This window comes from Polynucleobacter necessarius, assembly GCF_900095215.1.
GTDB lineage: Bacteria > Pseudomonadota > Gammaproteobacteria > Burkholderiales > Burkholderiaceae > Polynucleobacter > Polynucleobacter necessarius_H.
In genome coordinates this window covers 339,387-357,859 of sequence record NZ_LT606949.1, presented here as the reverse complement: position 1 = coordinate 357,859, position 18,473 = coordinate 339,387, and the positions used below count along the sequence as shown (strand labels likewise).

General features: G+C 47.5%; 19 protein-coding genes and 2 pseudogenes. 3 read left to right on the top strand and 18 right to left on the bottom strand.

Annotated elements, in window-relative coordinates:
* The first annotated feature begins 30 nt into the window (after nucleotides 1-30).
* Complete coding sequence (gene efp / locus DXE35_RS02070; protein WP_114689403.1) at nucleotides 31-591, top strand: elongation factor P; 561 nt, start codon at nucleotides 31-33, stop codon at nucleotides 589-591.
* A gap of 75 nt (nucleotides 592-666) precedes the next feature.
* On the opposite strand, the pseudogene nagZ reads toward efp, so the two are convergent.
* From nagZ to DXE35_RS01985, 17 genes and pseudogenes are all read right to left on the bottom strand, one after another.
* Nucleotides 667-1,741, bottom strand: a pseudogene (gene nagZ, locus DXE35_RS02065) (beta-N-acetylhexosaminidase).
* A 35-nt stretch (nucleotides 1,742-1,776) separates the two neighbouring features.
* A complete protein-coding gene (gene acpS / locus DXE35_RS02060) occupies nucleotides 1,777-2,169 on the bottom strand; it encodes a holo-ACP synthase (protein WP_114689402.1) in 393 nt (130 codons plus the stop codon).
* Nucleotides 2,170-2,171: 2 nt separating this feature from the next.
* Nucleotides 2,172-2,933, bottom strand: a complete 762-nt coding sequence (gene pdxJ / locus DXE35_RS02055) for a pyridoxine 5'-phosphate synthase (RefSeq protein WP_114689401.1) — start codon at nucleotides 2,931-2,933, stop codon at nucleotides 2,172-2,174.
* 12 nt (nucleotides 2,934-2,945) lie between these two features.
* Nucleotides 2,946-3,680 carry a DNA repair protein RecO gene (recO, locus tag DXE35_RS02050; RefSeq protein ID WP_114689400.1) on the bottom strand — a complete coding sequence of 245 codons (735 nt, stop codon included), beginning with the start codon at nucleotides 3,678-3,680 and terminating at the stop codon, nucleotides 2,946-2,948.
* A 5-nt stretch (nucleotides 3,681-3,685) separates the two neighbouring features.
* Nucleotides 3,686-4,621, bottom strand: a complete 936-nt coding sequence (gene era / locus DXE35_RS02045; protein ID WP_114689399.1) for a GTPase Era — start codon at nucleotides 4,619-4,621, stop codon at nucleotides 3,686-3,688.
* Between the two features lie 2 nt (nucleotides 4,622-4,623).
* Nucleotides 4,624-5,415, bottom strand: a complete 792-nt coding sequence (rnc, locus tag DXE35_RS02040) for a ribonuclease III (protein ID WP_114689398.1) — start codon at nucleotides 5,413-5,415, stop codon at nucleotides 4,624-4,626.
* Nucleotides 5,416-5,420: 5 nt separating this feature from the next.
* Nucleotides 5,421-6,227, bottom strand: a complete 807-nt coding sequence (gene lepB / locus DXE35_RS02035; protein WP_114689397.1) for a signal peptidase I — start codon at nucleotides 6,225-6,227, stop codon at nucleotides 5,421-5,423.
* Nucleotides 6,227-8,032: a translation elongation factor 4 gene (gene lepA, locus DXE35_RS02030; RefSeq protein WP_114689396.1), complete on the bottom strand. Its 1,806-nt coding sequence runs from the start codon at nucleotides 8,030-8,032 to the stop codon at nucleotides 6,227-6,229. Before lepA ends, lepB begins: the two co-directional genes overlap by 1 nt.
* A 136-nt stretch (nucleotides 8,033-8,168) precedes the next feature.
* Entirely contained in the window at nucleotides 8,169-9,617 is a 1,449-nt protein-coding gene (locus DXE35_RS02025) for a Do family serine endopeptidase (RefSeq protein ID WP_114689395.1), read from the bottom strand.
* Nucleotides 9,618-9,667: 50 nt separating this feature from the next.
* The gene (gene fabF / locus DXE35_RS02020) at nucleotides 9,668-10,915 is read right to left on the bottom strand and encodes a beta-ketoacyl-ACP synthase II (protein ID WP_114689394.1); all 1,248 of its coding nucleotides are present in this window, start codon (nucleotides 10,913-10,915) and stop codon (nucleotides 9,668-9,670) included.
* Between the two features lie 21 nt (nucleotides 10,916-10,936).
* The gene (gene acpP, locus DXE35_RS02015; protein ID WP_028819177.1) at nucleotides 10,937-11,176 is read right to left on the bottom strand and encodes an acyl carrier protein; all 240 of its coding nucleotides are present in this window, start codon (nucleotides 11,174-11,176) and stop codon (nucleotides 10,937-10,939) included.
* A gap of 101 nt (nucleotides 11,177-11,277) precedes the next feature.
* Complete coding sequence (fabG, locus tag DXE35_RS02010) at nucleotides 11,278-12,021, bottom strand: 3-oxoacyl-ACP reductase FabG (protein ID WP_114689393.1); 744 nt, start codon at nucleotides 12,019-12,021, stop codon at nucleotides 11,278-11,280.
* Between the two features lie 26 nt (nucleotides 12,022-12,047).
* Nucleotides 12,048-12,983 (bottom strand): ACP S-malonyltransferase, encoded by a 936-nt coding sequence (fabD, locus tag DXE35_RS02005; RefSeq protein WP_114689392.1) that lies wholly within the window; start codon nucleotides 12,981-12,983, stop codon nucleotides 12,048-12,050.
* A gap of 58 nt (nucleotides 12,984-13,041) precedes the next feature.
* The gene (locus DXE35_RS02000; RefSeq protein ID WP_114689391.1) at nucleotides 13,042-14,028 is read right to left on the bottom strand and encodes a beta-ketoacyl-ACP synthase III; all 987 of its coding nucleotides are present in this window, start codon (nucleotides 14,026-14,028) and stop codon (nucleotides 13,042-13,044) included.
* The gene (plsX, locus tag DXE35_RS01995) at nucleotides 14,025-15,038 is read right to left on the bottom strand and encodes a phosphate acyltransferase PlsX (RefSeq protein ID WP_114689390.1); all 1,014 of its coding nucleotides are present in this window, start codon (nucleotides 15,036-15,038) and stop codon (nucleotides 14,025-14,027) included. The genes DXE35_RS02000 and plsX overlap by 4 nt, the downstream gene beginning before the upstream one ends.
* Before the next feature lie 82 nt (nucleotides 15,039-15,120).
* Nucleotides 15,121-15,300 carry a 50S ribosomal protein L32 gene (gene rpmF, locus DXE35_RS01990; protein WP_114689389.1) on the bottom strand — a complete coding sequence of 60 codons (180 nt, stop codon included), beginning with the start codon at nucleotides 15,298-15,300 and terminating at the stop codon, nucleotides 15,121-15,123.
* A gap of 105 nt (nucleotides 15,301-15,405) precedes the next feature.
* A complete protein-coding gene (locus DXE35_RS01985; protein WP_114689388.1) occupies nucleotides 15,406-15,981 on the bottom strand; it encodes a YceD family protein in 576 nt (191 codons plus the stop codon).
* A 43-nt stretch (nucleotides 15,982-16,024) separates the two neighbouring features.
* On the opposite strand from DXE35_RS01985, the gene DXE35_RS01980 reads away from it, so the two are divergent.
* Nucleotides 16,025-16,642 (top strand): Maf family nucleotide pyrophosphatase, encoded by a 618-nt coding sequence (locus DXE35_RS01980; protein WP_114689387.1) that lies wholly within the window; start codon nucleotides 16,025-16,027, stop codon nucleotides 16,640-16,642.
* Between the two features lie 37 nt (nucleotides 16,643-16,679).
* Nucleotides 16,680-17,450: an SAM-dependent methyltransferase gene (locus tag DXE35_RS01975; RefSeq protein ID WP_114689386.1), complete on the top strand. Its 771-nt coding sequence runs from the start codon at nucleotides 16,680-16,682 to the stop codon at nucleotides 17,448-17,450.
* Nucleotides 17,451-17,497: 47 nt separating this feature from the next.
* On the opposite strand, the pseudogene DXE35_RS01970 reads toward DXE35_RS01975, so the two are convergent.
* Nucleotides 17,498-18,444 (bottom strand): annotated as a pseudogene (locus DXE35_RS01970) (S49 family peptidase).
* Nucleotides 18,445-18,473: the final 29 nt, after the last annotated feature.

The following is an 18,473-nucleotide window of genomic DNA, read 5'->3' as shown; positions in this document are numbered from 1 at the left end:
AAAAATAGCTCTGCCCCCAGGAATAGCAAGATGAAAACAGCACAAGAACTCCGCGTTGGTAACGTAGTCATGATCGGCACTGATGCCCAGGTCGTTTTAAAAGCCGAATACAGCCGCTCCGGCCGCAACTCCTCGGTTGTGAAGATGAAATTTAAGAACCTGTTAACTGGCGCGCCAAACGAAGGCGTTTACAAAGCGGATGACAAGTTTGACGTTGTGATTCTCGACAAAAAAGAATGCACATACTCTTATTTTGCAGATCCAATGTATGTATTTATGGATGGCGACTACAACCAATATGAAGTTGAAGCTGAGTGCATGGGTGATGCATTGAACTACCTCGAAGAAAGCATGCCATGTGAAGTCGTGTTCTACGAAGGTAAGGCGCTTTCAGTTGCAATGCCTAACTCATTGATTCGTCAAATCATTTACACAGAACCCGCAGTGAAAGGCGATACCAGCTCAGGCAAAGTATTGAAGAACGCGAAATTGGCAACTGGCTATGAATTGCAAGTTCCTTTGTTCTGCAATACTGGTGACAAGATTGAGATTGATACTCGCACTGGCGAATACCGTAGCCGCGCCAACTAATTAGCCAGCTCAGATGTTCAAAAGCCCGGCATACCGGGCTTTTTTATTGCCGCAATAAAGATTCACAACGCTGACTTAGTCAGCAATCAACCCCAACTGACCCAGCAAGCCTTTGGCATGCTGATACTCCGCCTCGTCCTGTAATTCACTCCAGGTCGACGCTGGAGTTGTCGGCATGAGACGATTTACGCGGATTTCGGATTCAGCTTGTTTTGCTTTTGAAACCTTGAGCTTTGCAAGCAACTGATCAGCAAGATCTGGGCGATTACAAATCAGTACCGCGTCGCAACCAGCCTCTATGGCCATTTCAGCACCCTTTACCACCGACCCCGCTACGCTAGCGCCTTCCATTGATAAGTCGTCACTGAAGATCACGTCTTCAAAACCAAGCTCCTGACGCAGGATGGAATGCAACCAAACCTTAGAAAAGCCAGCAGGGTTCTTGTCAACTTTTGGATAAATCACATTCAATCACATGCGCCGGCATTACCAAGGCCAAACTCAAATCGAGCCATTCATAAAGCTTGGCGTCGTCATTCAGAATTTCTTTGAGACTGCGTTCATCCACTGGAATCGCCACATGGGAATCCGCCTCAGCCCAACCATGCCCAAGAAAGTGTTTGCCACAGTTGGCCATATCAGCAAGACGCAAGCCTTCATTCAAACTTTTAGCTAAAGCAAAAACAATTTGAGGGTCACGACCAAACGATCCGTCTCCAATCACACCGTTACGACCAAAATCCAAATCTAGCACTGGCGTAAAACTAAAATCAACTCCACAAGCACGTAACTCAGCAGCTAACACCTACCCACAGGCTGTTGCGGCAGCCATGGCAATGGCGGCAGATTCGGCAGGATGCTTAGATTTATTTTTTGCACCCCATAGCTCACCAAGCTTTCGCATTGCCGGCAAATGAGTAAAACCATCAGTCTTAGCGCGCTGTACGCGACCACCCTCATGATCAATAGAAATGAGAACATCTGGGCGCAGCTTCTTAATAGCAGCCGTTAACTTAGTGAGTTGCTGACGACTTGCGAAATTTCGACCAAACAAAATGACGCCACCAGTGAGTGGATGCAAAATGCGTCGACGATCTTCCGCGTCTAATTCAAGACCAACGACATCAAGCGTAACCGGGCCAGGACTCATGGTGGATTTAGTCACCTCTTCCTCTTGATCTATTTTTATTTCTGAGTAACAATGACATGTGCAATCGTCATATCCTGTTCATCGCTCACTGTCACGTGAGCTTCCCAATTTTTTTCTTGCATAAATTGCGCCAGGGCACCTAAATAACTAGTCACCGGTTTGCCGCTGGGCTCATTCAAGGTTTGCAATGAACGCCAAGTCATTGGCATCCTCATCCCAAGCCCGATTGCTTTCGAGAACGCTTCCTTTGCAGCAAAACGCGTGGCCAAGAATGCAATCCCGCGCTTGTGGTTTCTGGCAAGACGATGCTTGAAAACCAGCATCTCATCAGGACCCAGAACCTTTTCAGCCAAGCGTCCATTGGTGCGATCGTAAGCTGCTTGTAAACGCTCGATCTGCAGAATATCCGTGCCAATGCCGATGATCATTTTTATGATGTCGCCGCTTCTGGTGAGTTTGATCTGCCTTGCGCCATTAAAGCCTTCATATCGACAATCGCTTTTTGCCAACCTTTAAATAAGGCTTCGGCAACAATAGCGTGGCCAATATTCAGCTCAGATAGTTCGGCAATAGCTGCAATCGGCTTGACATTACCCTCATGCAAGCCATTGCCGGCACTCACCCTAAGGCCAATACTTTTTCCAAATACTTCAGCCTGACGAATACGCTCCAATTCTGTAGCCTGCTCAACCCCAGATAAATCTGCGTAACGACCAGTATGCAACTCCACTACGGTTGCGCCCACTTCTTTTGCCGCCTGAATTTGTTTTTCTTCAGGATCAATAAAAAGTGATACACGGATACCGGCGTCGATTAATTTTTTCGTGGCAACTTTTACCGCCTCATAGTGACCCAGCACATCAAAGCCAACTGCCGTCGTCACTTCTTCGCGCTTTTCTGGAACAAGACATACATCATGCGGCTTTACCTTGCACGCAATCTCAAGCATTTCCGGTGTCACTGCGCACTCAAGATTCATACGGGTCTTAATCAAGGGGCGTAAGGCCAATAAATCAGCATCTTTAATATGACGACGATCTTCACGCAAATGTAAGGTGATGAGATCCGCGCCGGCTTGCTCAGCCAAGGCGACCGCTCTCAATGGATCGGGATAGACCGTGCCCCGCGCATTACGTAAGGTAGCGACGTGAGCAATATTGATGCCAAGCTCTAAAACATGTGAGGATGTCATCTGTGTAGATTACTAGATTTTCTTGAGATCAATCAAAATTTGACGGGTGGTCAACACCTGATCCTGCAAATGCAATCCCAGGAGAAAACGCATTAATTGCTTGCTCTCAGAAAGCGTCTCTGGATCAGAAAAATCCCCAACTGCGATTGCCAATAGCGATTTACCAGTCAACACAGGCCAATGCCCAGGGTCATCCACCTGAACAGGGCGTACACCACGCTCTGGCTGATAAACGTACTGATGCTGCGCTATCGGGGCTTCATTGGTTTCAACACAACGATCTAATGCGGCCGCATAGCCTGTCCATTGCAATAAAGACAATTCAAAAGGGCGCAAAATTTCTTCCAACCCCTTAGACTCAAACTCTAAGTTCGATAAAGCATTGATAGTTTCTGAATAGCGATCATAGAGTTTTTCATAATCGTCCTCACGCGCCAAAAACTTTACGAGCAATTCATTGAGATAGAAACCGCAAAGCAAAGCATCACCCACCAATGAAGGCATGCCACCGACCCACTCCGACTTGGTTAAGGTGCGCAGCTCAGATTTACCGCTCCACGAAACCAATAGCGGCTGAAAGCGTTGCAATACAGGTCGCAAAGTGGAGTGTGGGCGTTTCGCGCCCTTCGCAATTAAAGCCATGCGGCCATGTTGCCGTGTAAATACATCCAGGATTAAGCTAGTCTCTTTATAAGGAATGCTATGCAATACAAAAGCAGGTTCGTCAGCAACACGAATCGAGGCCATCGAATTTATTCCAGACCCTGAGCCCGCAGTTCGGCACGATCATCGGCCCAGCCACGCTTGACCTTCACCCAAGTCTCCAAAAAGACTTTACCATCAAAGAGCTTTTCCATATCAATTCGAGCATCGGTTGAAATCTTCTTCAGACGTTCGCCTTTTTGACCAATGATCATTGCTTTATGACTATCGCGATCCACCAAAATGGTTGCCGCAATACGACGCATCTTGCCATCCATCTTAAATTGATCAATCACAACTGTGCTGGTGTAAGGCAACTCTTCTCCAGTGAAACGGAAAACCTTTTCACGCAAAATCTCCGCAGCCAAGAATCGTTCGCTTCGATCGGTGATCGTATCGCCATCGTAGACTGCTGGCGCCTCAGGTAAATAGCCTTCAAGTACGTCGAGCAATCTTTCAAGATCGCCAGGACTCTTGGCGCTCATCGGCATGATCTCAGCAAACTCACATTTCTGATCTTCGTGGCCACCCAATTCACACCAAGGACGAGCCATCTCTTTAATGAAATTGAGCAAAGCTTGGTCACGCTCTGATGGCGTCTGAAAGCGAGTGTTAAATAAGTCAAGCTTATTGAGCACCAACACAACGGGCACATCATCCTGCAACAACTTCAATACTTTTTTATCCTCTTCACCAAAATAGCCAGCCTCAACCACAAAGCAGGCCACATTGACATCCTGCAATGCGGTAGTCACTGTACGATTGAGCGCTTTGTTGAGGGTATTCATTAAACGCGTCTGGAAACCGGGCGTATCGATAAAAATGAACTGGGCCTCTTCGCGAGTCTGAATGCCCAAGATACGATGACGCGTCGTTTGCGCCTTACGGGAGGTAATACTGATCTTTTGACCAACCAAAGCATTCAAGAGAGTTGATTTACCCATATTGGGACGCCCAACAATGGCGATAGTGCCGCATCTAAACACGATTAGCCCTTCAGCTTAAGATTGAACTGCTCTTCGGTTGCTTCTTTTTTTGCCGCCTTCTTTTTCGCCGACCGAGTTTTCTTGGGTTTGCGAGATTCTTGCGGCAATGCTTTGAGCATAGCGATTAAAGCCAGCTTTGCAGCGGCTTGTTCAGCGGCACGCCGAGATGCGCCCTCTCCCTTTACAGCTACTTTATGACTAGAAATGAAACACTCCACCTCAAATTGCTGGTTATGCGCAGCCCCAGTTGTACCAGTTACGTTATAGGCCGGCAAAGGCAATTGATAACTTTGTAAACACTCTTGCAAAAGCGTTTTATCGTCTTTCCCCAAAGTTTTGGGATCGATATGCTCCAAAATAATGGAGTACAGTTTTCGCAAACAAATCTTTGCCGCCTCAAAACCACCATCCATAAAGATGGCACCAGTAACGGCTTCTAAAGTATCAGCCAGAATTGAAGGGCGACGAAAGCCGCCACTCTTAAGCTCACCCTCACCTAGACGCAAGTAATCCGACAAAGAAAGCGTTTTGGCAATTTCATATAAAGCCTGCTGCTTTACGAGGTTCGCGCGAACTCTTGAGAGGTCGCCCTCATCTAAATCCGAATAACGTTCGTAGAGCATCTCCGCCACAACACAATTGAGAATAGAGTCTCCCAGAAACTCAAGGCGCTCGTTATTCTTTTTGCTATGACTGCGATGAGTCAACGCCTGATTCAATAGCTCCGGCTTTTTGAAGGTATAGCCGAGGCGCTCTTGCAACAGCCCGGTTTCGATAACGGCGCGCGCATTCATGATATTTACTCGAATCCGCCTATACGGCCGAGATTACCCAGATTCAGCCAAACAAAGAAGGCCTTACCGACAATATTTTTATCCGGCACAAAGCCCCAATAACGAGAATCTGCACTGTTATCGCGGTTATCACCCATGGCGAAATAATGCCCAGGCGGCACTTTGCAAGTCACACCAGACTGTTGGTACTGGCAGAATTCAGAGCCAGGAAAACGGTCAGTCGGAAATACCGTAGCCGGACGATCCGGGTCATTCAAGATGTCATGGCGATTACCACCTAAATCCGCAGGAAAGGTTTCCGTGAAACGCTTGGCGTAACGCATATTCTCGGGATCGAGATAAAATTCGCCGCCACTGTAATGCAATGGCTGACCATTAATCGTCAAACGTTTATTTTCGTACGTGATCTCATCACCTGGAAGTGCTACTACGCGCTTGATGTAATCGACCGACTCATCGCGCGGATAACGGAACACCACAACATCACCACGCTTAGGCGAACCCCAATCCACCACTTTTTGATTGATTACCGGCAAACGAATTCCATAAGTAAATTTATTTACCGAAATGAAATCGCCAATTTGCAATGTCGGAATCATTGAGCCAGAGGGAATCTTAAAAGGCTCGGCAATAAAAGAACGCAATACAAAAACAGCGCAAATCACCGGAAAAAAACCAGCCGTGTACTCAAGCCACAAAGGCATGCGATCGTTGCCAGCTAAACGTCTTTGTGGCGCAAAGTGCAGCTTATCAGCAACCCAGGCGATTCCAGAAACAATCACCAAGATGAAAAGAACGAGGGCAAAGTTCATCAATCTTCCACCTGCAAAATAGCCAAGAAGGCTTCTTGTGGAATCTCTACGTTACCCACTTGTTTCATACGCTTCTTACCTTCTTTTTGCTTCTCTAATAATTTACGCTTACGGGAGATGTCGCCACCATAGCACTTGGCCAAAACATTCTTACGCAAAGCTTTAACGTTTTCACGAGCGACAATATTTCTACCAATCGCCGCCTGAATCGCCACATCAAACATTTGACGAGGAATGATGCCGCGCATCTTGGCAACCATTTCGCGCCCACGATGCTGACTATTACTACGATGAACAATCACAGAGAGCGCATCAACCCGCTCGCTATTAATGAGAATGTCGACTGTTACCACATCCGCAGGACGATATTCCTTGAACTCGTAATCCATCGAGGCATACCCGCGTGAGATGGACTTCATTTTGTCAAAGAAGTCCAAAACAATCTCCGCCATCGGCAACTCATAAGTAAGCTTGACTTGGCGACCTAGGTAATTCATATCCATCTGAATGCCGCGCTTACCAACGCACAGGGTAATGATTGCGCCGACATACTCTTGAGGCATATACAAATTCACCGTCACAATAGGCTCAAGAATGGTATTGATCTTGCTAGCCTCGGGCATCTTTGAAGGGTTGTCCACCAACACAATCGTGCCATCGGATTGCTCAACCCGATACACCACCGTTGGAGCAGTAGTGATGAGATTCATGCCATATTGACGCTCTAAACGCTCTTGCACAATCTCCATATGCAATAAGCCCAAGAAACCGCAACGGAATCCAAAACCTAAAGCTTGAGAAACTTCTGGCTCATATAAGAGCGAAGCATCGTTCAATTGCAGCTTCTCCAAAGATTCACACAGCTGATCGTATTCACTAGACTCCACAGGATACAAACCAGCAAAGACTTGTGGATTCACTTCTTTAAATCCAGGCAAAGGTTCAGCTGCAGGAACGCGACCCTGCTGACCTGGTGAATGCGTGACAGTGTCACCTACCTTGGCCGCCTTAAGTTCTTTAATGCCCGCAATCACAAAACCCACCTGACCAGCGGATAACTCTGGGCGATCCACTGACTTCGGACTGAACACACCAACGTGGTCAACTAAATGGCTTGAACCATTGGCCATCAAAGTGATTTTTTCTTTTGGCTTTAAGGTGCCATTGACAACACGTATCAACATGACAACACCGACATAGTTGTCAAACCAAGAGTCAATAATCAATGCTTGCAGTGGATCAGCGGCATTACCTGTTGGCGGCGGAACTTTGGCAATCATTTCTTCAATCACATCCGCAACACCCATGCCTGTTTTCGCAGAGCAAGTTACCGCTTCAGATGCATCAATACCAATGACATCTTCCATTTCTTTTTTAGCGCGCTCAGGATCTGCTTTGGGCAAATCAATTTTATTGAGCACGGGCACAACCTCAACACCCAACTCAAGAGCCATGTAGCAGTTAGCAACCGTTTGCGCCTCGACACCCTGACTGGTATCCACTACTAACAAGGCGCCTTCACAAGCAGACAAAGAACGGCTGACCTCATAAGAGAAGTCAACGTGCCCTGGGGTATCAATTAAATTGATGTTGTAAATCTTGCCATCTTTAGCTTTGTAATTTAAAGCTGCTATTTGGGCCTTGATGGTGATGCCACGCTCGCGCTCAATATCCATTGAGTCAAGAACTTGGGCTTCCATTTCGCGATCAGAAAGACCGCCACAGAGTTGAATAATGCGATCAGCAAGCGTTGATTTGCCGTGATCGATATGGGCGATGATAGAAAAATTGCGGATTAAATCCATAGCGCCTTAATAGGTCATTCAAAAAACGCCTTTTCAGAACGCACCACAATGATGCGCTGCAAAAAGTCGTCTTAAAGGGATTGTAATGGGTGGCGCCCAAAAAGCGTCCAACCTCATTTTTCAGCCCAAAATAGGGTTATTTAGGTCTTACGGGGACCACTAAAGTGCTGTCAGTTCGGCGAATAAAGACTGGCACTGCCTTGCTGGCGTCCAACCCCTTCACCAAGGACTCAAACTGCTTAACGCCCGTAATATCCGCATCCGCTACCCGAATAATGACGTCTCCAGGCCGGATTCCGGCTCTAGCCAAGGGACCATCCCCCAGACCGGTGACCTCTAACCCGCCCTTGATATTCAGAGCCTTCTTTTTAGCATCCGAGAGCTCACCGACAATCACCCCGAGCGTATTGGCACTATTGCCATTTGTGGCGGGCGTCTCAGGCTTCTTATTGGCTGCTTGAGCAGAATCGGTATCTGTGACGGTGACGGTCAACTCGCGAGTTCCACCCTTGCGCCAAACTTGCATCGACACCGAAGTGCCCGGCTTGGTTTCGCCAACCACTCGAGGTAAATCGGTTAATTTGGCAATGTCGCGTCCATTAAAACTGAGAATCACATCGCCCGCCGCAATGCCGCCAGCAGCCGCTGGACCACCTGGCTCTACATTGCGAACATAAGCGCCACGAGGTTTACCCAAACCCAAACTCTCAGCCACTTCTTTGGTCATCTCACCCAAGGTAACACCAATACGACCCCGAGTCATCTTGCCATTAGTACGCAATTGATCCGCAACACGCATCGCCTCATCAATCGGAATGGCAAATGAAATACCCATGTAGCCGCCGGAGCGACTAAAGATTTGCGAATTCATGCCAATCACCTGGCCCGCAGTATTTAAGAGTGGGCCACCAGAATTGCCTGGATTGACTGCAACGTCAGTTTGAATAAAAGGCAAATAGTCGCCAGTGTCACGACTCTTGGCAGAGACAATGCCGGCAGTGACCGTATTTTCAAGACCAAACGGGGAGCCAATTGCCAGAACCCATTCGCCTACGCGCACTTTAGAAGAATCACCCAAAGGTAGTTTTGGCAAATCACGCGCCTCAATTTTCACCACTGCGACATCGGTGCGCTTATCCATGCCGAGCAACTTTGCCTTGAACTCACGTTTATCCGTTAAGGTGACATAGATGGTAGTGGCGCCTTCAACTACGTGTGCGTTGGTCAAAATCAATCCATTGGAATCAATAATGAAACCGGAGCCAACACCGCGATCCGCTTCTTGTGGCTTACCTGGATTGGGTTGCGCTTGCTTAGGAGCATTCGGAATCCCAGGAATAGGTACACCGAAGAAACGACGGAAAAATTCAGCTTGATCCTCAGGCATACCGGGAATGCCACCTTGAGCCTGCTGCACTACAACTTTTTCAGTAGTACAAATATTGACAACAGCAGGACTAGAGCGCTCAACCAAATCGGCAAAGTCTGGAATCGTGACTCCCGGATTTTGCGCAAGGGGTGATGGAATAAACGCAACTTGCCCAAGACTAAAAATGGCCAAGAGCGCAATTAAGTACTTTTTCATAATGCTATAGACCTACTTGGTGAAAACCAACGATGAAGATATGAAGAATATTAGGTCAGTTTGCCAAAAATCAAGGTACCGTTAGTACCCCCAAAGCCAAAATTGTTTTTGACTGCATGATCAATCTTCACATCCCTAGCGGTATTGGCACAGTAGTCCAAATCACACTCAGGGTCTTGATTGAAGATGTTGATAGTAGGTGGCGATTTCTGGTTGTGTAAAGCCAGAATAGTAAATACAGACTCCAAGCCGCCAGCACCACCCAAAAGGTGGCCAGTCATCGACTTGGTGGAGTTAATTAAAGCTTTCTTAGCATGATCGCCCAAAGCAGCTTTAATAGCTTCGGTTTCATTCTTATCGCCTAGCGGCGTAGACGTACCGTGAGCATTCAAATACTGGATTTGATCTGGGTTGAGCTTGGCATCGCGCATCGCATTCACCATGCAACGACGTGGGCCATCCATATTGGGAGCGGTCATGTGATACGCATCACCACTCATACCAAAGCCTAGCAACTCACAATGAATTTTTGCGCCACGCGCTTTAGCATACTCGTATTCTTCAAGCACTACAACACCAGCACCTTCGCCCAGCACAAAACCATCACGGTCTTTATCCCAAGGGCGTGAAGCAGTTGCAGGATCATCATTGCGAGTAGAAAGCGCTCTTGCAGAAGCAAAGCCGCCAACACCTAATGCAGAAATTGTGGACTCAGCACCGCCGGCAACCATCACATCCGCATCACCGTACTGAATTAAACGCGCTGCTAAACCAATGCTGTGCAAACCAGTAGTACATGCAGTCACCGCAGCCACGTTTGGGCCCTTAAGACCAAACAAAATACTGAGGTGACCAGAGATCATGTTGATGATGGAACCAGGAACGAAGAATGGTGAGATGCGACGAGGGCCGCGAGCCAATAGCTCAGCGCCTGTTTCCTCAATCATTGGCAGGCCGCCAATGCCGCAGCCAACCATCACGCCAATGCGTTCTGCGTTTTGTTCGGTAATTTCTAAACCGCTGTCGCGAATCGCTTGCGTGCCAGCAGCGATACCGTAATGGATAAAGGTATCCATATGGCGCGCTTCTTTAGCGGAAACATATTCTTCGACATTGAAATCTTTCACCTCTCCAGCGAAATGAACGCTAAGCGGAGTGTGGTCAAACTTTGTGATCGTAGCAATGCCTGATTTGCCCGCAAGCAAATTAGACCAAGCTACGTCAACTGAATTACCAACAGGTGAGATGAGGCCAAGGCCGGTGACCACTACCCGGCGTCGGCCGTTTGATGCTGACACAGTAATACCTAGGCTAGGGAATTAACCCTGAGCTTTTGATTTAGCGAAGTCGATCGCGAGCTGAACTGTGGTGATCTTTTCAGCTTCCTCATCAGGAATTTCAATGCCGAATTCATCTTCCAAAGCCATAACCAGCTCAACAGTGTCAAGAGAGTCAGCGCCCAGGTCGTTCACGAAAGAAGATTCATTCTTGATATCTCCTTCTGCGACGCCCAATTGCTCAGCGACGATTTTCTTAACGCGTTGTTCGATGTTGTCCATTAATTTCCCCACGGGTTGTAAAAACGATGCAAAGAATTTTATCAGCTTGGCGGACCGAATTAGCAAATTCGCCTAAAAATGACCAAATCCTTGCTTTGCCGTTATGCTAAATAGAGTCCGCCATTGATATGTAGGGTATTACCCGTAATATAGCCAGCCGCCGGAGAGGCCAAAAATGCTACTGCCTGAGCCACATCCTCGGGGCTACCCAATCGAGCCAAAGGAATGTTCACTTTTAGGGCATTTTGCTGCTCTTCGCTCAAAGCGCGGGTCATATCGGTATCAATAAATCCAGGGGCTACGCAATTCACGGTGATATTGCGACTGCCAATTTCACGGGCCAACGCACGAGTCATCCCAGAAACACCCGCTTTTGCGGCAGCGTAGTTTGCCTGACCGGGATTACCCATGTGACCAACAATAGAGGTGATATTGATAATGCGACCGCCACGAGCCTTCATCATCGGGCGCATCACCGCTTGAGAAAGGCGGAAAACTGAGCTGAGATTGGTGTCGATCACATCAGTCCACTCATCTGACTTCATGCGCATCGCCAAGTTATCACGAGTGATGCCTGCGTTATTTACCAATATGTTGATGCCGCCATATTCTTTGAAGATCAAATCAATGATTTCTTCACAAGCATTTGGCGCGGTAACATTCAGGACCTTGCCGACACCACCCGAAGCTTTTAAACGCTCGTCAATGGCCTGGGCTCCACTCTCTGAAGTAGCAGTGCCAATCACCTTGGCGCCACACTTTACTAACTCATCCGCAATTGCCTGGCCAATGCCGCGTGAGGCGCCGGTTACTAAGGCAATTTGTCCGCTTAAGTCGAGATTCATATTTGTCTTCCGCTATATCAGTTGTTTTATTTCAAACTTGCCCACACTTCATTCAGGCTAGCCTCATCAAAGACTGGCACACCAGTCACTTGATCATTAATGCGTTTAGTCAGACCTGCCAATACCTTGCCAGGACCACACTCGACGACTTGAGTGATACCTTGTCCCGCCATCGCTTGAATCGTTTCTTGCCAACGTACAGACTTAGCAGCTTGACGCACCAAAGCATCTTTGATGGCAATCGGATCATGCAAGATAGCTACATCTACGTTATTGATCACGGGAATAGTTGGGGCTTTAAATTCGATATTCGCCAAATAGCCTTGAAGCTTTTCAGATGCAGGCTGCAATAAAGAAGAATGGAATGGGGCAGATACTGGCAATGGCAAGGCGCGTTTTGCACCGGCCGCTTTTAATAATTCACAAGCTTTAGTTACAGCATCACTCGCACCCGCAATCACCACTTGTCCAGGCGCATTGAAATTGACCGCCTCCACTACACCACCAGAAGCAGCACTTGCTTCTGCGCATACTTGAATAACAGTTTCGTCACCCAAACCCAAAATAACAGCCATACCGCCCGTACCAACTGGCACGGCGCTTTGCATCGCTTCTGCACGAAAACGCACTAAAGACACAGCATCTTTAAAAGAAATGACACCAGCAGCAACTAAGGCAGAGTATTCGCCCAGGCTATGTCCAGCCATAACTTTAGGCGCAGGACCGCCAGCAGCCAACCAGGCTCGATAGAAAGCCACGCCAGCAGTCAACATCACTGGCTGCGTGTTGGTTGTTAAAGACAATGCTTCAGCAGGACCTTCGGCGATCAGCTTTGCAACATCCTCGCCTAAAGCCTCTGAAGCCTCTTGTAATGTTGCACGTACTTCTGGGCGCTCAGCAATCGAATTGAGCATACCAACGGATTGAGAACCTTGACCTGGGAATACGAATGCAAATGTCATGTGATGAGTTCGCTAACGAAAGAAATTAAAGAGGAAGATAAATAAAAATGAACTGTTCTTAATATTTAATGGCAACCGCACCCCAAGCAAAGCCACCCCCAACACCTTCTAATAAAAGATGTTGACCGCGCTGGATCTGTCCAGCGCGCACACCAGAATCTAATGCCAGCGGAATCGATGCGGCTGAAGTATTGCCATGCTCATGCACGGTAACAATCACCTTGTCCATCGACATGCCCATCTTCTTGGCAGTGCCCTCCATGATGCGAATATTCGCTTGATGAGGTACTAACCAGTCAATTTGTTCAGGCTTGAGATTGGCCTTTTCAAGCGCCTCATGGGCGACTTGTTCTAAGACCTTCACAGCCAATTTGAATACCGCTTGCCCATCCATTGTCATAAATGGTGAACCGTGTACTGCGCCATTGCCAGCGCGCCCAGGAACACACAAAATATCGCGTTGACTACCATCGGCATGCAAAGCGGTAGACAGAATGCCCGCCTCTGTTGAAGCCTCAAGTACGACCGCTCCTGCGCCATCACCAAATAAAACACAAGTGCCACGATCTTGAAAATTCAAAATGCGTGAGAATGTTTCAGCGCCAATCACCAGTACTTTTTTGTATGTTGCGGAACGAATAAAAGCGTCCGCAATAGCAAGTGCGTAAGTGAAGCCAGCACAAACCGCTTGCACATCAAATGCAGCGCAAGAAGTATGCGCACCCAATTTATCTTCCACCACGCAAGCGGTACTCGGAAAACCACCCAAATGATCTGGCGTAGAAGTCGCCAAAATAATCAGATCTAGATCTTCGGAGGTCATGCCAGCACTAGCTAGAGCGGCTTGCGCAGCCTTTACCGCCAAATCGCTAGTTAACTCATTCTCAGCCGCAAAGTGACGTGCGGAAATGCCACTACGCGTTTTAATCCATTCATCACTTGTTTCTAAGCCAGTTTTAGCGAGGCGCCCCACTAAATCCTGATTTGTTAATCGCAGTTCAGGCAGATAACTTCCTGTACCAGCTACTTTTGCAAAGATACTCATACTTTTGTCTCCACCACAAAGGCTGCGGCAATACGCTCTACCATGCGATTTTTAGCCGCTTCATAAGCGCGATCCAATGCAAAGCCAAAGGCATAACTGTCTGCCGAACCATGGCTCTTAATGACGCAGCCGCGCAACCCTAACAATACCGCACCGTTATAACGGCGATGATCAACACGTTTTTTCACCGTTAATAAGGACACCATAGCGCACATCGCCATCAATTTAGTTAGCCATGAGCGATTAAATTCTTCGCGAATGAGCCCACTCATCATCTTCGCCAAGCCTTCACTGGCCTTTAAGACCACATTACCAACAAAGCCATCGCACACCACAACATCAGTAGTGCCCTTGAAGATGTCATTACCTTCTACGTTGCCGTAAAAATTTAAAGAGGTTTGACGTAGTAACTCGCTGGTTTGTTTAACCACTTCATTACCCTTAATCACTTCTTCGCCAATATTGAGAAGACCAATCGAAGGATTCTGTTTGCCATCAACCACCTGCACCATCACGTTCGCCATTTGCGCAAACTGAACTAAGTGCATTGGCTCACAATCCGCATTAGCACCCAGATCCAACATGGTTGTACCAAGCCCTAATTCATTAGGGATGGCGGTAGCAATGGCAGGACGGTCAATGCCTTCAAGCGTTTTCAGGATGTAACGGGAGATCGCCATGAGCGCGCCGGTATTGCCAGAAGAGATCACCGCATCGGCGACACCTTCTTTCACTTGCATGATGGCAACACGCATAGATGAATCTTTTTTGCGACGCAAAGCAATCTCAATCGGATCATCCATCAAGACAACTTCACTAGCGGAAATAATTTGAATGCGCTCCATGGGAGCTTTGGGAGATTTACTCAAGACTTGCTTGATTAAATCAGGATCACCAACCAGGATGATATTCACATCAGAATGCTTCTCCAGAAAATCGCAGGCAGCAGGAACCGTCACGACGACCCCATGATCTCCGCCCATGGCATCAATAGCAAGAGTAACGCTCATAAACTCATTGATTGCTGCAAGTGATTTATCTAAGAAAAAAGCGGCTTTAACTGAGCCGCTTCTATCTGTTTAGACTAAAAAATTAGTCGTTTTTAGTTTTAACAACTTTACGACCACGATAGTAGCCGTTAGGTGAAATGTGATGGCGCAAATGAGCCTCACCAGTTGTGGCTTCAACAGCCGTAGCAGGTGCTGTCAAAAATTCGTGCGCACGATGCATACCACGTTTGGAAGGTGATTTTTTGTTTTGTTGAACGGCCATATTGAACTCCTAAGCAAGGCGACATTCTAGCATGGAAAAGCGTCTAAATGCTTGATGTATCGACAAAGCTCACGCAAAACAACAGCTATATCAAAACCCATGATTTCAGTTTTTCTTCATATTTTTCAATACGTTAAAGGGATTTTCTCGCTCATCTGAGCCCCCTTCATCAGCCCCCTCCCCAAAAACAGAGGCATAAGACTCGCAAAACCCTTCTGGATGTTTTGGAATGAGAGGTAAGGACAGCAAAACCTCATCCTCAATGGTTTCCAGGAGGTTGAAATGCTGACTAACCACTAAAGGCTCTTGCTCCTCATCCTCTGGCGGATAGGCGTCAGCCTCCTCCTCGGTGGCCACCAGAATAAACCGGCGTTTTTCAGTCAAATCAACAGCGCAATCTTGCAAACAGCGCTGACAAATCAGATGAAGCCATCCCTGAAAACCCCAATCCATCGCCTGATGGGGCTCGCTACCAGGAGAATCCTCAAAATGGGTCTCTAATGCCCAGTTAAAACCATCCCCAGCTACAACAGTGGACGCCTCTTTAGCTAGCCTGGGAAGCTCTGAAATACCCCAAAAACCAGAGCCTTTGTAGGATTGAGGGACGCAAAAGTCGACCCGCTTCAAAGCGCTTGGCTTGGACGATAACTGGACTTGAGGTAAAACTTGATTACGATTCATGGCATCAGTCTAAATCAAGGCCACTTTGAAAGCATATGCAGCAATGAGTATTTCTAAAAATAACTCCTCCATCCCACAGTTAATTCTGGCATCTACATCGAAATATCGACGCGAACTTTTGGAAAGGCTGCGCATTCCATTCGAGGTCATCTCCCCAAAGGTGGCTGAGACCCCGCTCACCGGAGAAAGCACATTGGACTTAGCATTACGCCTTGCCCATGCAAAAGCAGCTGCGGTTGCTAAAGAACATCCGGATGCTTGGGTAATTGGCTCCGATCAGGTCGCCGATCTTTGTGGCGCAGCGATTGGTAAACCCGGCAACTTTGAAAGCGCCTTAGCGCAATTGCAACTCATGCGTGGCCAAACAGTCACCTTCCAAACTGCCTTGTGTTTGATGAAATGTGAGATCCAAACAACTCTGTGCGTTCCGACCGAAGTGACTTTTCGCAAACTCTCGGATGATGTTTTAGAAAATTACTTATTAGCAGAAGAGTCTTATGACTGTGCAGGCAGCGCCAAATCTGAAGGCCTAGGCATCAGCCTACTGGAATCAATTAAGAGTGATGACCCAACAGCACTTATAGGCTTGCCACTCATTGCGTTGACAGGCTTGTTACGCGATGCTGGTTTTTTCATTCCAGTAAACAATATTCAGCAATAAAAACTAAAAAAAAAGAAAAATCAAGAGCAAATCGTTCATGGCAAAACTAGGCACACTCTATTTAGTTCCCAACACATTGGGTGATGACGGTCGTATAGAGCAGTTGCCATGGGTTCTGCCTGCGGAAACCATTACCCAGTCAGCCACACTTAAACACTGGATTGTGGAAGACGCCAAAACAGCGCGCGCTTTGTTGAAAGCAATCGATTCCATTTCACCATTAGCATGCACGATTCAAGAAATGCAGATGAGCGAATGGCGTGGCGCAGCACGCAATGCAAAATATGGCGACTCAGTAAAACCTGCTGATTTACTCAAGCCTTTGCTTGCTGGCAATGGCATGGGCTTGATGTCAGAAGCCGGTGTACCGGGCGTTGCGGACCCTGGCGCAGAACTGGTCTTGGCGGCGCATAAGCTTGGCGCTCAAGTAAAACCACTTGTTGGCCCCAGCTCTATTTTGTTGGGCTTAATGGCGAGCGGACTCAACGGGCAACGCTTTGCATTTCAGGGGTATTTGCCACACGACACTCATGAACGCACTGCCAAGCTCAAGCAGCTAGAAATTGAATCTCGTAAATTACAACAAACCCAAATTTGGATTGAGACACCATATCGCAACACTGCGATGTTGATGGCTTGCATCCATTCTTTGGCACCACAAAGCTTGCTATGTCTTGGCGTGGATCTCAGCCTTCCATCGGAAATGATTACGACCCTCTCCATTGCAGGCTGGCGTAAACGCTACCCCAATGAAGCCGCCTGCGCTTCATTACAAAACAGGCCAACCGTATTTCTACTATTGGCCTAAGTTTGCACTCCCATTATCTTTTCACTTCTTTAAAAGCGTCTTCTTTTTTACTTTAAATCAGGCGTCTTCACTAAAGCCTTACCAGCAGCCGCGCCAGCTTCAGCGCCAAAGCGTTTAGCAACACGCTCAGCGAAATTCTCTTTCATGGTGTAGTCCAGGACATCCGATGCCTTCAAGATGTCGCGCGCAACGGTATCAACAGTGTCATATCCGTCAGCCAAACCAATCTTGACAGCTTGCTCGCCATTCCAAATGCGCCCAGAAAATAAATCCGGCGCATCTTTCAAGCGATCGCCACGACCCTCTTTCACCACCGCGATAAATTGTTGATGAATTTCATCAATCATGGTCTTCACCATTTCGACTTGTTTTGGATTCTCTTTGCTAAAAGGATCCAGCATGCCTTTGTTGGAGCCGGATGCAATCATGCGTCGGGTTACGCCCAGCTTATCCATCAGGCCTGTAAAGCCAAAACCTTCCATGATCATCCCAATAGAGCCCACCAAGCTAGCCTTATCCACCAGGATTTGATCTGCAGCCACTGCTAGGTAATAGCCGCCCGATGCGCCAATATCCTCAACCACTACATAGAATGGAGTTTGAGGATACAACTTGCGTAGACGATGATTTCATCATTGATCATTCCCGCCTGCACTGGGGAACCGCCAGGGCTATTAATGCGCAATACAACGCCGGCGCTGTGCTCATTCTCAAATGTGGACAACAATGAGGAATTGGTATCCATTGCATTAGCCATACAGCTAGAAGAAAGCTCCCCCTCAAGCGTTACTAACGCAGTATGTTTTTCGACGCACATACCTTTGCCGGGAAGATGAAAATCAAATATCGCTAGCAAGATGCCTACGATTACCAGGAGAGTGAGAACTCGCAGGACCGCCTTCCAGCGACGCGCCTTACGGGTTTCTTTCAAGTTCTCCAGCAAGAGGTGCTCAAGGGCTTGACGCTCCCAATTCGGGTTTGGATTGTTTGCCATTGCTATAAATTCCTTAGTCTTGCCAATTC